Genomic DNA, 13,304 nt, shown 5'->3' on the forward strand with positions numbered 1-13,304 from the left:
TTCAGGGAATACTAATTCAAGTAAGTACCTATCACATATAACATACGAGGTGAGTGAATGAATAACAACATCAAAAAATTAGTGACCATCACAGCTGTTCTTTTCCTCAGTCTGTCTCCAGCACTTGCTCCTACTCGGAGCGTGTCAGCTGAGAATGTAACCTCCACTGCACCTGATTATGGGCCTTCGGAAAAAGGTCATAGACCCCCACCAGGGAAAGACGGGAAATTCAGAGCCGGCGGACATTTCATTATTTTCGAAACAGCCAAGCTGCTTGAGATGGATCGTACGGAGCTAATCAATAGCCTAAAAACAGGCAAAACCCTCCCCGAGCTTGCCCTTGAGAAGAAAGGCTGGACAGAAGATCAATATATTCAAAAGCTCAGCGAATCCGCAAGTAAGCGGCTGGATCAAGCCATCAGCGAGGGACGTCTAACAAAAGACGAAGCTCAAAAGCTAAAGGCTGGACTTCCTTCTATGCTGAAGAAAAAAATAAGTAAAATGGGTCATTTCCAAGATCATAAATCTTCGGAACATCATGTGATGAACCCTCAAGCAAAAACGCCTTCGGTGTCCTATTTAGGACGGTAAGCGTTTATGCGAGAAATATAAGGATAATGTATAGCGTGAAACATATATATTCTTATATTTTAAAATATCCCCACAAAAACGGGTATCTTCATTTCTTATGAGGATATCCGTTTTTTATAGGCTTCAAATAGACTGATGGATAACATCAGCCACGCGCCACTTGCAGCATAACCACCAATTACGTCGCTAGGATAATGAACTCCCAGGTAAATACGACTCCAGCCAATGCCCACAGTCATGAATACCGCAAACGTTATTAACAGAATTCTTTCACTTCTTCGCGGCAAATGACGCCACAGTAAATAGGCAATTACCCCATAGAGGGAGAAGGCTGCCATGGAATGTCCACTTGGGAAACTATAACCGAGCTCTTGGACAATACGATTGAAATTTGGACGCTCCCTTTGAAACCATAACTTCATAAGTGTATTCAATAGCTGTGAGCCTAGTCCAACCCATAGGAACAGAATTAGCTCAAGCCGATGTTTCAGCAGAAAATACAGCAGTGCCATCGTGCCGATAGATATGCCAATCGCTACCTTAGAGGAACCAATCAGAGATAGTCCTTTGGCGAATGTGGTCAGTCCAGGTGATTCAGCGGATTGAACAAAATGAATCAAATAATTATCAAATGATGATACCTTATTCATATGAACTAGGATCGCAATAACGACGAAACAAGCAGCAAACCCTATAAAATAACGAAAACCTCTAGACCAGTTCTGATAATAAAGCATAAATACCTCCGTGTCTAATTTTGTGCCTGTCGATCACATTTCCTGAGAAGCTATAACCCGTGCTATAATTATAGAGAAATAAATATACAAAAAGATGGAGTGCTGCCAAAGTGGAGAGTCTAAAATTGCAGGAACGTTTGTTGAATCAGTTTATTTCCACAAAGGTGCCCGTGACGATTTTTACAACAAATGGTGTAAAAATGCAAGGCGTCGTAACCTCGTATGATGCATTCACAATCACTTTACAGGGTCAAGGTGATGGCAGACAGAATGTGCTCTTCAAATCTGCAGTATCCACTATTGTACCTCTTAAGCCCGTCTCACTCAAATAGTTCACACATTCATTAAACTTCTTCATCCTATTTTCAATAATAAAGGGAACACCGGACTACATCTCCGGTGTTCCCTTTATTATTTTCTTAAATTGTCTTATTCACTCTTCAAAACGAGTTTCTTTTATACTGGGAAAATCACAGGCTTCACACACACCGGCTTGGATACATCAGCAGTATTCCCAGTAAATACGAGACGACCACTGGTTTCTTCAATAGAGAACACAACCAGGTTATTAGCGTCACGATTTGCAACAATAAGATAAGCCCCATCCGGAGTTAATGAGAAGTGTCGTGGATGCCCTCCACGAGTAGATACATATTCAATTAGTGTAAGCTTGGCAGTAGCGTTATCCACTGCAAACACTGCGATGTTATCAGCTCCACGGTTAGAAGCGTAAAGATATCTTCCATCTACTGAAGTAGCAATTTCAGCGCAAGTATTCTCTTCCTTAAAATCTTCAGGCAAGGTTGAAACTGTATCTACCGTGTGAAGAGTCCCTGTAGCACTGTCATATGTAAACGATGTTATCGTGGAATCCACCTCGTTTATAACATAAGCAGACTTTCCATCTGGATGAAATGTAAAATGACGAGGTCCGGCCCCTGGATGAAGCGCAGTATCTCCGTGAACTTCTAGTTTTTTCAAGTCTCTATTGATTCTATAGGACCGAATAATATCAAGCCCAAGATCAGAAACAAACAGATACTGTCCGTCCGGACTGAAAATAGCCGAATGGGGATGCGGGCGATCCTGACGTTCAGGATGATGACCATGACCGGAATGAATCGCAACATCCGCCAGTTGATTAGCAACTTTTTCTTCATCTAATGTGATCAAGCCTACACTGCCACCATGATAACTACATACAACAATGTATTCATCGCTCAGATCTCTTGAAATATGGCATGTGGTCGTTTGACCATTACCTGAAGCAGGCATTGAGGCTATTCGATTCAATTCGCTCAATTTCCCACGCTTAGCATCGATAGCAAAGGTAACGACTTCTCCCTCTTTTCCACCTTCACCATTTGGCTTTTCTCCTATGGCATATAAACGCAGGGCTGTAGCATCTACATTAACAAAGGTGGGGTTAGTTAGACCCTGAACCGAGTCGATTAATTTTAACGTACCTCCTGCTTCGCCATCGAATTCAAATACCTGCACACCGCTTTCCGTGGCACTTGCATAGGAACCCGTAAACAGCAATAACTTAGTCTGCTTTTCCATCTCTACATCCTCCTCCAAAGTATTGCTATTATATAATTTACAATTTTTAAACGTTAAAGACAAACTATAAAGTAAAAAGTGTGACAAATAGTTCAAAAATAAGGCTTTCCAATGATTAGGGATTGTGCTATAATGAAAGCGCTAACATTAGTCTTTTATTAAGTATAAAGGGGGAACATGAATGAGTAGCATCCTGCTGGAAGCCAGAAATGTATACGAGGACTTCGAGGTGGAAACAGACATTCTGTTCTTTAAGGTCGGGGACCATGATTTGGTCATTTTTCACGGCAGAAACTACAACATAAAAAAGAGAATGACTGCCGAGCAATTAAAACGATTGTTATCCAATTCTACTTACTATCATGTGTACGGTGGCTGTTATGTCAATCTAAACAAGATCAGTTCTATCGAAGACGACTGCATTTATTTCGGAGAAAAGGGCCTATTCGCTAAAAACGTACGGGTCCCAAGACGGAAACAAGAAAGTATTCGTCATCTATTGAAAGGACTGAAGTAAACATCTTATTCCCATAAGCCGGAAGGGCATGTTACCGATGCCATTTCCGGCTTTTTGCTTTTTATTAATAGAAACTTAAAAAGATCCTATCTTTTTTTATACTTTCTTAAGGTTTAGGATCTGGATTTCTGTTAAAGTTGTAAATAGACAAGCAACACCTATATTGAAGGGAGTCATTACTAATAATGGACAAAAAAGATCTGAATGGAAATGAGAACTTAGAAAACAACGGTACTCCGGAAGAAGAATTGAACACTACCGAGAATACCAATGAAGTAAATGAAGTGGAGGTCGTAGCTGCTGAAGAACCTGTGAATACAACAAAAGAGGAAGAAAGTGTTCCAGTAATGAACAAAGTCGGCAGCAACAATAATACGACGCCACCTGCTCCACCAGTTTCTCCTAAAGGTAACAAGGGCTGGATGATTGCCTCTGTGGTTCTGGCTGCGGCACTCATCATTGTATTGATTAAGCCTCCATTCCAAAAGGACGACAGCAGCACAGCTGTTGCTAGCGTTAACGGAACTAACATTACTAAAGAACAACTTTATGATAAATTGATCGAAGCAGGCGGAGAAAGCACACTGCAAGCTATGATTACTACTGAACTCGTTGATCAAGAAGCTAAAAAAGCCAACGTAACCGTTACTGATGAAGACATCAATGCTGAATTAGAAGACCTTAAGGCACAATTCGGCGGAGAAGCTGCATTTAATGCTGCATTGCAACAAAGCTCAATGACCGTTGATGACTTGAAGAAGCAAATGCCGCTACAAGTTAAACTGCGTAAGATTCTTGAGCCGCAAGTGACTGTAACGGATCAAGAAATCAAAGACTACTATGAAGCAAATAAAGCTACTTTCAATGAAGAAGAACAAGTTCGCGCTTCCCACATTCTCGTTGAGACTAAAGAAGAAGCAGATGCAATTCTGAAGCAATTGAAAGATGGAGCTGATTTCGCTGAACTAGCAAAAGAAAAATCTTCAGACACTGGTTCCAAAGCTAATGGCGGAGATCTAGACTTCTTCAAACGTGGAGATATGGTAGCTGAATTCTCCGATGTAGCCTTTAAACTTAAAGTTGGGGAAACAAGCGGTGCTGTGAAATCCGATTACGGTTATCACATTATTAAAGTTACCGACCACAAAGACGCTAAAAACTACACCATGGAAGAAAAGAAAGATGAAATCAAAAAGACGCTTGTGTCTCAGAAGGTTTCCACTCTTTCCACCACTTGGTTGTCAGATACAACTGCAAAAGCAAAAATCACAAATTCACTTACGGATGCCAAAAAAGAAGCAACAGCTTCTCCTGAGCCATCTGCAAGCGCAGAAGCAGGAACTGAATCTGCTAAATAATATGACTGTAAAAAGCAGGACAAGCGTTAAGCGACGCTGTCCTGCTTTTTTTGTACCTCTATTTTCGAACTTTTAATTAATGTCCTTTTTTACGGACCTGCTTATCACGATTCTCTCCCCACTCTTTCGCTTGTGCGGTAGCAATAGAAATCGCCCTTCCCTCTTCATATCCATCTTCTAGCAGTGCATTAGCAATATCAATCGCCTTATTACGAATAGGTGCAGTAAAGTTTTTGAGTGAATCTGGATAATCTTTTTTGTTCCACGGCATACAAAAAACCTCCTTAACCTGACTATATAATTAATTAGCCTGGTCTAGGAGGTTTTAAACACTCTCTTAAGCTTATTTAAAGACTTTAACGCGATCTTCAACCGGTTGGAATTGTTTCTCACCTGCTGGAGTTACTGTCTTACCAAATGGCAATTGAGCAATCAGTTTCCAGTCTTGCGGGATGCCCCAAGCTTCTTTCACTTCGTCATCAATTAGTGGGTTATAGTGCTGCAGGGATGCACCTAAACCCGCTTCAGAAAGTGCAGTCCATACTACGAATTGCAGAATGCCTGAAGATTGGTTAGACCAAACTGGGAAGTTCTCGGCATACAAGGCGAAGTTTTCTTGAAGGTTCTTCACTACCGCTTGATCTTCAAAGAACAATACGGAACCGTAACCTGCTTTGAAAGATGCTAATTTTTGTGCTGTTCCTTCAAATTGTTCAGCTGGAACGATTTTGCGCAAAGTTTCTGTCGTGATATCCCATAATTTATCATGCTGTTCACCTAAAAGAACAACCGCTCTGGAGCTTTGGGAGTTGAATGAAGTTGGGCTATGCAAAACCGCTTGCTCAACGATTTCAATAATTTGAGCATCGGCTACAGTGGATTCTTTACTGATGGCATAGATGGAACGTCTTCCTTTAACTGCTTCAAGAAAATTGTTAGACATAAAATAACTACCTCCATTTATTTAAGTAACTTACTTTTGTACATCTTATCACCTTTTTTCTGAAAACACAACATCTATTCACAACTTATTTTGTCGGATATACAATTAGCCTCGGTTAGTAACATCTCCCCTTCACTTTTCCGATATACATTTCGGCTAAAAATAAGCTACAATAGTGCAGCAAAAGTACAGAAGGAAGGTTATATAAATGAATTTTTCAACAGATAAAGTTCTTATTCTACATAAAAAAACAGTCATATTCTCTTGTGTAGTGCTCTTTTTCCTTAGCTTGGCACTTACTGGCTGTAAAGACACAAAATCGTCTAATTTAAACGCTGTGGAACTTGATCAAGCTGAGCTTAAACCTGTATCTTTCTGGGTCGCCACAGACACTCACTTTTTGGATAAGGATCTTCAGGATGGTGGGCAGGCTTTTCAGACCTATGTCACTGGAGGCGATGGAAAAATGCTGCCCTACAGTGATGAAATGGCTGAAGCTTTGGTCTATGACGCTGAACAGAAAAAACCTGCGTTTATCATCCTCAGTGGCGATTTAACTAATAATGGAGAACGCAGCAGCCATCAAAAGTTAACCGAAAATTTAAAACGAATTGAACAACAAGGAACCTCTGTATATGTCATTCCAGGCAATCACGACTTATTTAATCCTTGGGCTAGATCCTTCAGTGGCGATAAACAGCTCCTTACGGATTCAATTACAGATAAGGATTTCGTCAAAATGTATGCGGATTTCGGCTACAAAGAAGCTGTATCACGTGATAAGGAATCACTAAGCTATATCGTCAAGGCAGCCCCCAACTTATGGATTCTCATGATAGACAGCAGCCAATACCTTAATAATAAAAAATACGGTTTCCCTCAGACCGATGGGCGTATTGCTTCCTCTACGCTTTCATGGATGGATGAATCCGTTAAGCTTGCAGCCAAAGAGCACGCTTCTGTGATCACGGTGATGCATCATAATTTATTAAGTCACACTTCTATGTCTGTTTCAGGCTTCAAGCTTAATAACAGCCAGGAAGCTATAAAATCCTTACGGAAGAATGGACTTAATCTAGTTCTCTCAGGACATATTCATATGCAGGACATTCAAGTAGATCCAGCAGACACGAATGAAGATACAGCATCCTCTGAACAAATGCCAATCTATGATATCGCTACGAGTGCGATGGCCGTCAATCCGCATCAATATGGAGCCATGACCTTCGATCCCGTCTCGCGAACCGTAAATTATAAAGCAACGTCTTTGAACGTAGAAGGTTGGGCTGAAGCTAATCAGATTACAGATCACAATCTCTTAAACTTCAAGGCTTATGCCGAAGAAGCCTTTGCTACTAACTCCTATGACAAAGCTATGGATAGTCTTAAGGAAAGCCCTTTAACGGAGTCTGAAAAAGAATCCATGGCGAAGGTAATGTCCAAGCTGAATGTACGATACTTCGCAGGAACTGCAGGTACCTTTGCTAAGGATATAAAAGCGTTGCCGGGCTACAAGCTTTGGGAGGAACAGCAGGACGGTTTCTTAGGAGGGTATGTCCAAAGTATGGCTGAAGAAAAAGCGCTAAGTAATGTCGACCTAGAAGTGGTTTTAACGAAGCAATGAAAAGATGCCATATTTCATATAAAAAACCCAGCTTCACCCGCATTTCTGCGAAGTTAGAAGCTGGGTTTGTTTGTGTTATTTAGCCAATGAGGATCGAACTAACTATTTACGTGTAATAGTAATCCAACCATCTTCATCTACATACACAGTAGCATGAAGTGCTTCAGCAAGCAGACGCAGCGATACATAGGCATCACCATATTCGTCAACAAATACAGGCTCTGCAAGCTTCACTTTTTCACCGTTAATTACTGCTTCGGAAGAACCGATTTTGAATACCAGCTTATCACCGTACACACCATCAGTTACGATAATAGCACGATTGACTGTATCCCATTCCACAATAGCATCTAAATCTTCTGCAAAATACCGAAGAGGAATGTACGTCGTATTATTGTCAACGATCGGATAATAATATTCGTCGTCTGGTTCGATGACAATCGTTCTCTTGGTGATACCAAGATCGTCTTTCAATATACGATAGACGTTAGAATTTGGATCAAAATTGTTCAAAGTCTCTCCAGGAGTCAGGTCACCAGAAGAAACATCAAGTGCTCCTTCAGTACTGATTGGATCTGCCGTTACAGCACCACCAATGTTCCAAATCTGACTGGAAGCCTTAAGAGAGAAGCTCTTTAATGGCATATCTTCAGTACCTGGAAGCGCCACTTTCAGATCAACATTCTGTTTACGAACATGTAGTCCACTGTCTACAAAAATGTCGACAGCAAGCTTCGTATCCTTACTCAGAACCGTTTTAAGCTCAGGGGTAGCTTTGTAAAGACTGTCTAGTTGATTGTCATAAACCAGCAGTAACGCATCCACAGCCAATTTTGCTGCATCATGTAGTACAGTTACAACAGCTTCTTTATCACCCAGAGGAATGACTCCAATACCTGGAATTTCATAATCACCGGAGGCTTTTTCGTCCATAGCTTTAATCACAGGATATAGATAGTCATATAGACCACCAACCAATTCTGTAAAGCCTTCCGTATCTTTAGAGATCGATTTCAGGAATCCTTTTAACAATGCCGGAAGCTCATCACCCGTCACTTCGGTATGTAACTTCGTCATATTCACCTGCTGGCCATACACAGCCTCACTAACGGGTGTTACGCTAATTGCGCTTGGATTAGGAAGATTCTTCACCACAAACTTCGTTAGCAGCTTACTAAGATCTTCAGCTTTAGTCAGATCCAATCCAACTTCAGCAAAGACCTCATCATAGCCTTGAACCGGGAAGTAAAACGGTTGTTTTGCTCCTTCAACCGTAAAGACTAAAGTTTTTTTGTCCATAAACAATGAGAATGGAATATTCAATTGTTTATAGCCGATCGTTCCATTGGCAGATACATTACCATTCTCTTGTAACTTTGCATTGCTAATACTCAGGGAAAAAGAATTTATGAGATCGACCATTTCCTTATCTTCTGCGCTAATTCCTTCTGAAGGTTCAGCGTTCATAGAAAACGTCATGCTGGATTCTGATGATTTAACATCGACATCCCCGATCAATGCCTTATTAACATCGAAACCTCCAACCGATTGACAACCGGCCAGAACAAGCAGCAGTGCGACAAAAGGAATAAACCATTTTGCCCTAGCTTTCATTCTCCTCATAGCAAGTCTCCTTTTTTAAGATTTTTTGAAATCAATCCATTATCTCAGCAAAGGCAACATTTGTAAATCAAAGTATTGCTTATTGTAAAAACACTATAGATTCAACAAAGTTCGCCATTCGATAGAAACCCATTCATTGTATATTACGCCTTTAAATAATGCTAAAATCAGTAAATGCGCAGGATAAAAAGACCACCACACCCAGCGTGGTACCCGGTGACGCTCTAAATATCCCCAAAGTGCAGGCGCCAAAGCAATCAACAGCGTTGGTAAAATACTAAGCATTTGCACAACCCAATAATTATAAAACATGTAGAATAGATTAAGTGCCAAATGTGCTACAACAAGCCAATATGACTTCGTATAACGGAATATCAATACTAGCAGCAGGCCGTACGCATTATAATCTATCGGGAAATAATCCATTAACGCGATAGCTGCAATGACGACTGGTATTCCAAGCCATGGAGTAGGTAGTTTATCTAAAATAACCAATACGGTTGCGGATAACAAAAGCGTAAACACCACGTTCCATCCACCAGGATTAATCGCTAAATTGTATGGGATCTGAGCAATAATAGCGATAATGAGCAGTCGGAACAAGTATTTCGGTCTGGATGATGTATGGATATGCCCCTGCACAAGCCCGTAACAATAGATTGGAAAGGCTATTCTTCCTACATATCTCCAAGCAATATCCTCTGGAAAAAAGATATAGCCAATATGGTCGATTAGCATCGTCAGCATGGCGAGAATCTGCATATCAAACCTCCTTAAAATAAGTTGATATCATACATTCGCCAATGAATACTTCATCTCCTTCGCCTGTACACAAATGATGACTGCAATAAAAGAGAACTGAATTTCTGGTTTCTTGCCTCTTGACTTTATGGGGTGCAATTGAGTACTATGAACGAGCAACATCATATGGCAATGATCAAAGACATGATTTCCTATACGAACTGTCCAGAGAGAGAGGTCTAGGCTGAAAGCTTCTCCAGTACACGATTGTGAAGTTACCCCTTTGTAGCCGTGACGCTGAATCCGCCGATCTAAATTTTGCGGTAGTATGTGGCACCGACTTATCCACGTTAAAGGATACCAATGAGGTCCTATCCTTGTGATAGGTCGAATTAGGGTGGAACCACGAGCTGAACGCACTCGTCCCTTTCTGGGAGAGATGCGTTTTTTTGCGTTCACCACTAACAATTTTTGAGAAATGGAGGCTAACAATCATGGAGATCAAGGTAACACTGCAAAACGGAACAATTAGAGAGGTACTGCAAGGAACGACGATTAAAGAAGCAGCAGGTGCCATAAGTACCAGTCTGAGAAAAAATGCTGTAGCTGGAATAATCGATGGAAGATCCGTTGATCTAAACCAAACGATCGAACATGATTGCCAGCTCGAAATTGTTACGTTGGATAGCAAAGAAGGCCTGGAAATTTATAGACACAGTACAGCACATATCATGGCGCAGGCCATAAAACGTATATATGGAGATAAGGGTGTTCAGCTCGGCATAGGTCCAGTAATCGAAGATGGCTTCTATTACGACATTGATATTGAGACACCTCTATCCACGGATGATCTTGTAGCAATTGAACAAGAGATGGCGAGAATTATTCAAGAGAATCACCCGATTGTCCGCCGTGTCGTTCCCCGCGCTGAAGCAATCAAGCTTTTTGAAGCGATGAATGAGCCCTTAAAGCTGGAGCTTATCCGTGATCTACCGGAAGACACAGTATTATCTATTTATGATCAAGGTGAATTCTCGGATCTCTGTCGAGGCCCACATCTTCCCTCAACTGGCTTGGTCAAGGCTTTTAAGCTGTTGAATGTAGCAGGTGCCTACTGGCGTGGAGATTCGAATAATAAAATGCTGCAACGTATTTACGGAACTGCTTTTCCTAAGAAAGCTCAACTTGAAGAGCACTTACTCTTTCTTGAAGAAGCTAAAAAACGTGATCACCGTAAGCTCGGCAAGGAACTGGAATTGTTTATGTTCTCTGAAGAAGCTCCAGGTATGCCATTCTATCTTCCCAAGGGGATGACTATCCGCACAGAGCTTGAGAATTTCGCACGTGAATTACAAAGACAGAGAGATTACGATGAAGTTCGTACACCACTGATGATGAACAATCGGCTTTGGGAGCAATCCGGACACTGGGATCACTACAAAGACAATATGTATTTCACCAATGTAGACGAAACAAAATTCGCACTCAAACCGATGAACTGCCCAGGTCATATGATGATCTACAAAAATAACCTACATTCTTACCGAGAGTTGCCTATCCGAATTGCCGAATTTGGTCAAGTACATCGCCATGAGTTCTCTGGGGCACTTAACGGGATGATGCGTGTTCGTACTTTTTGTCAGGATGATGCCCATATCTTCGTATTACCAGAGCAAATTGAAGATGAAATAAGCCGGGTAATCTCACTGATTGACCATATTTATCAAGTGTTTGGCTTTGAGTACAAGATTGAATTATCTACTCGCCCGGCAGATTATATGGGATCAGAAGAACTATGGGATCTAGCTGAACAATCATTACAAAGTGTATTAGACAATCTCGGGATCGAGTATCGTGTGAATGAAGGTGATGGCGCATTCTACGGACCAAAGATTGATTTTCATATTTTAGATGCGCTAAAACGAAGCTGGCAATGTGGAACCATCCAACTAGATTGGCAAATGCCAGAGAAATTCGATCTTACTTACATCGGGGAAGATAACCTTAAGCACCGCCCAGTCGTAATCCATCGCGCTGTTTATGGGTCGATTGATCGTTTTATGGGGATTATTACGGAGCATTATGCCGGCGCATTCCCGCTATGGCTAGCACCCGTTCAAGCGAAGTTATTGCCCGTCTCTGAGAACTACGTTGCTTATGCATTTCAGGTGAAACAATCCTTAGAACAAGCTGGCATTCGTGTAGAGGTTGATATCCGAAATGAGAAGCTAGGTTACAAAATTCGTGAAGCCCAACTTGAAAAATCACCCTATATGCTCGTTCTCGGTGAGAATGAGAAAAACTCTGGCAGTGTTTCTGTAAGAAAACGTGGTGAGGGTGATCTTGGTTCAAAGAGTATACAAGAGATTATTGAACAGATTAATAAAGAAATAGTTAGCAAGTAAAAACGCCTTCGGCGTCCTTATAAGGACGGTAAGCGTTTTAGCGAGAAATATAAGAATAATTTATACGTGTAGCATATAAATTCTTATATTTTAAAAAATAAAGTTCTGCTTCAAATTAAACGTTAAAGGGCTGTCTATCGTAGAAATCTACGAACAAGACAGCCCTTTCTTTGATCACTTATTAGTATTCACAGGGACACTATTTCACGTACAGACGACTGCTTTCATCCCAATACTCGCCTGGTTTGAGACTGAATAAGCCGATCTCATCTGCTGGCAGATCTACCATTGGTGCATTAACCAAGTTGATTTGCGGCTCTGGGCAGAAGAACTGCTCAGAAGCACCATTATTCCAGATCATCCACTGCTTGTATGAAGTCCCGACGTCATAAACTAAAGTGACTCCAGCTTTGCTGTCGGTAAGCTCCATCCGGTTACGTCCATTCTGAGCTACAGCAGTGTAATGGTTGTCCATCGAAGCGAAATAAGGATTCACACCTTCATCACGAAGCTGAGCTTCACCTGGCTCCAGCTCTTGGAATTTACCAGTCGGCAGCATACGGTCATTCAATTCCCAGCGATTACCGATGGTCGCTTTTACAAGGTAGTCTTGTGGTGTGCTACCTGGTGCGAATGGTGCATTAATCGCGGTATGGAATGCCAACAAGCAAGGCATCTCTTCATCACCATCATTATGGACTTGTACCTGTTGAGATAAGCCACCTTCACCAAGGGTATAACGTAGTTTCATTGTGTATTTAAACGGCAAGTATTGATAAGAAGGATGGTTCTCATCCACTTTGATGAATACGGTTACGAAGCTTTCGGTCTTACCGCTACCGAACTCTTCCACTTCCCAAGCTGCCGTATGTAAAAATCCATGTAAATGGTTGCCTGTTGCGACTTCATTTACCGGGAGTTGATAAGTTTGACCATTCCAAGGAAATTTGCCATCTTCATAACGATTCGGAGGAAATAATACAGGAATACCATGGATGCCTGGACTTGCTTTGAAGGCTTCCATTTCCTCAGCTCCCGGTTCATGCAAGAAACGGTAACCGTTTTCGGTATCACGGAAACAGATCAAGTTGCCACCGATGCCTGGTAGGATAGCTGCCTCATAACGGCCAGCTTTCAACCAGATGGCTGCTTCTCCTTCATATTGTCCTTCATAGGCTGTGATAGACATAATAATGTGTTCT

Annotated in this window: 13 protein-coding genes; 6 read left to right on the top strand and 7 right to left on the bottom strand. The window is 41.4% G+C overall.

The window, feature by feature from the left end; genetic code table 11:
• The first annotated feature begins 57 nt into the window (after positions 1 to 57).
• Positions 58 to 591, top strand: coding sequence for a hypothetical protein (locus tag ACFWMP_RS02455; protein WP_379421820.1), 534 nt, complete (start codon positions 58 to 60; stop codon positions 589 to 591).
• A 95-nt stretch (positions 592 to 686) separates the two neighbouring features.
• Here ACFWMP_RS02455 and ACFWMP_RS02460 read toward each other — a convergent pair whose 3' ends face one another.
• On the bottom strand, positions 687 to 1,328 hold the full coding sequence (locus tag ACFWMP_RS02460; RefSeq protein WP_379421821.1) for a phosphatase PAP2 family protein: 642 nt from the start codon (positions 1,326 to 1,328) through the stop codon (positions 687 to 689).
• A 110-nt stretch (positions 1,329 to 1,438) separates the two neighbouring features.
• Between ACFWMP_RS02460 and hfq the strand changes: the two genes are divergently transcribed.
• Positions 1,439 to 1,660: an RNA chaperone Hfq gene (hfq, locus tag ACFWMP_RS02465; RefSeq protein WP_042126951.1), complete on the top strand. Its 222-nt coding sequence runs from the start codon at positions 1,439 to 1,441 to the stop codon at positions 1,658 to 1,660.
• Positions 1,661 to 1,784: 124 nt separating this feature from the next.
• Here the strand turns inward: hfq and ACFWMP_RS02470 are convergent, their stop codons facing one another.
• A complete protein-coding gene (locus ACFWMP_RS02470) occupies positions 1,785 to 2,891 on the bottom strand; it encodes a lactonase family protein (RefSeq protein ID WP_379421822.1) in 1,107 nt (368 codons plus the stop codon).
• Between the two features lie 181 nt (positions 2,892 to 3,072).
• Here ACFWMP_RS02470 and ACFWMP_RS02475 point away from each other — a divergent pair, with 181 nt between their 5' ends.
• Complete coding sequence (locus tag ACFWMP_RS02475; RefSeq protein WP_042126947.1) at positions 3,073 to 3,408, top strand: hypothetical protein; 336 nt, start codon at positions 3,073 to 3,075, stop codon at positions 3,406 to 3,408.
• 185 nt (positions 3,409 to 3,593) lie between these two features.
• Complete coding sequence (locus ACFWMP_RS02480) at positions 3,594 to 4,766, top strand: peptidylprolyl isomerase (protein ID WP_379421823.1); 1,173 nt, start codon at positions 3,594 to 3,596, stop codon at positions 4,764 to 4,766.
• 76 nt (positions 4,767 to 4,842) lie between these two features.
• Here ACFWMP_RS02480 and ACFWMP_RS02485 read toward each other — a convergent pair whose 3' ends face one another.
• Positions 4,843 to 5,037 carry a DUF2188 domain-containing protein gene (locus ACFWMP_RS02485; RefSeq protein WP_042187441.1) on the bottom strand — a complete coding sequence of 65 codons (195 nt, stop codon included), beginning with the start codon at positions 5,035 to 5,037 and terminating at the stop codon, positions 4,843 to 4,845.
• A 72-nt stretch (positions 5,038 to 5,109) separates the two neighbouring features.
• The gene (locus ACFWMP_RS02490; RefSeq protein WP_042187439.1) at positions 5,110 to 5,709 is read right to left on the bottom strand and encodes a nitroreductase family protein; all 600 of its coding nucleotides are present in this window, start codon (positions 5,707 to 5,709) and stop codon (positions 5,110 to 5,112) included.
• A 208-nt stretch (positions 5,710 to 5,917) separates the two neighbouring features.
• Between ACFWMP_RS02490 and ACFWMP_RS02495 the strand changes: the two genes are divergently transcribed.
• On the top strand, positions 5,918 to 7,333 hold the full coding sequence (locus ACFWMP_RS02495) for a metallophosphoesterase (protein ID WP_379421824.1): 1,416 nt from the start codon (positions 5,918 to 5,920) through the stop codon (positions 7,331 to 7,333).
• A 102-nt stretch (positions 7,334 to 7,435) separates the two neighbouring features.
• Here ACFWMP_RS02495 and ACFWMP_RS02500 read toward each other — a convergent pair whose 3' ends face one another.
• Together ACFWMP_RS02500 and ACFWMP_RS02505 are read right to left on the bottom strand one after the other, a co-directional pair.
• Entirely contained in the window at positions 7,436 to 8,956 is a 1,521-nt protein-coding gene (locus ACFWMP_RS02500) for a copper amine oxidase N-terminal domain-containing protein (protein ID WP_339247488.1), read from the bottom strand.
• A 93-nt stretch (positions 8,957 to 9,049) separates the two neighbouring features.
• Positions 9,050 to 9,718, bottom strand: coding sequence for a TraX family protein (locus ACFWMP_RS02505; protein WP_076282892.1), 669 nt, complete (start codon positions 9,716 to 9,718; stop codon positions 9,050 to 9,052).
• A gap of 473 nt (positions 9,719 to 10,191) precedes the next feature.
• Here ACFWMP_RS02505 and thrS point away from each other — a divergent pair, with 473 nt between their 5' ends.
• Complete coding sequence (thrS, locus tag ACFWMP_RS02510) at positions 10,192 to 12,102, top strand: threonine--tRNA ligase (RefSeq protein ID WP_379421825.1); 1,911 nt, start codon at positions 10,192 to 10,194, stop codon at positions 12,100 to 12,102.
• Positions 12,103 to 12,301: 199 nt separating this feature from the next.
• Here the strand turns inward: thrS and ACFWMP_RS02515 are convergent, their stop codons facing one another.
• On the bottom strand, positions 12,302 to 13,291 hold the full coding sequence (locus ACFWMP_RS02515) for an aldose 1-epimerase (RefSeq protein ID WP_149644204.1): 990 nt from the start codon (positions 13,289 to 13,291) through the stop codon (positions 12,302 to 12,304).
• Between the last annotated feature and the right edge of the window lie 13 nt (positions 13,292 to 13,304).

Origin of the sequence: Paenibacillus sp. NPDC058367, assembly GCF_042723305.1 — a bacterium.
In the GTDB taxonomy this organism is placed as follows: domain Bacteria; phylum Bacillota; class Bacilli; order Paenibacillales; family Paenibacillaceae; genus Paenibacillus_AQ.

What these genes read in the sequence shown, in the direction of transcription:
- ACFWMP_RS02485 (WP_042187441.1), bottom strand. Translation starts at nt 5,037, where the DNA reads ATGCCGTGGAACAAAAAAGATTATCCAGATTCACTCAAAAACTTTACT.
- ACFWMP_RS02470 (WP_379421822.1), bottom strand. Translation starts at nt 2,891, where the DNA reads ATGGAAAAGCAGACTAAGTTATTGCTGTTTACGGGTTCCTATGCAAGT.
- ACFWMP_RS02455 (WP_379421820.1), top strand. Translation starts at nt 58, where the DNA reads ATGAATAACAACATCAAAAAATTAGTGACCATCACAGCTGTTCTTTTC.
- ACFWMP_RS02500 (WP_339247488.1), bottom strand. Translation starts at nt 8,956, where the DNA reads ATGAGGAGAATGAAAGCTAGGGCAAAATGGTTTATTCCTTTTGTCGCA.
- ACFWMP_RS02505 (WP_076282892.1), bottom strand. Translation starts at nt 9,718, where the DNA reads ATGCAGATTCTCGCCATGCTGACGATGCTAATCGACCATATTGGCTAT.
- ACFWMP_RS02460 (WP_379421821.1), bottom strand. Translation starts at nt 1,328, where the DNA reads ATGCTTTATTATCAGAACTGGTCTAGAGGTTTTCGTTATTTTATAGGG.
- ACFWMP_RS02515 (WP_149644204.1), bottom strand. Translation starts at nt 13,291, where the DNA reads ATGTCTATCACAGCCTATGAAGGACAATATGAAGGAGAAGCAGCCATC.
- ACFWMP_RS02495 (WP_379421824.1), top strand. Translation starts at nt 5,918, where the DNA reads ATGAATTTTTCAACAGATAAAGTTCTTATTCTACATAAAAAAACAGTC.
- ACFWMP_RS02490 (WP_042187439.1), bottom strand. Translation starts at nt 5,709, where the DNA reads ATGTCTAACAATTTTCTTGAAGCAGTTAAAGGAAGACGTTCCATCTAT.
- ACFWMP_RS02480 (WP_379421823.1), top strand. Translation starts at nt 3,594, where the DNA reads ATGGACAAAAAAGATCTGAATGGAAATGAGAACTTAGAAAACAACGGT.
- thrS (WP_379421825.1), top strand. Translation starts at nt 10,192, where the DNA reads ATGGAGATCAAGGTAACACTGCAAAACGGAACAATTAGAGAGGTACTG.
- ACFWMP_RS02475 (WP_042126947.1), top strand. Translation starts at nt 3,073, where the DNA reads ATGAGTAGCATCCTGCTGGAAGCCAGAAATGTATACGAGGACTTCGAG.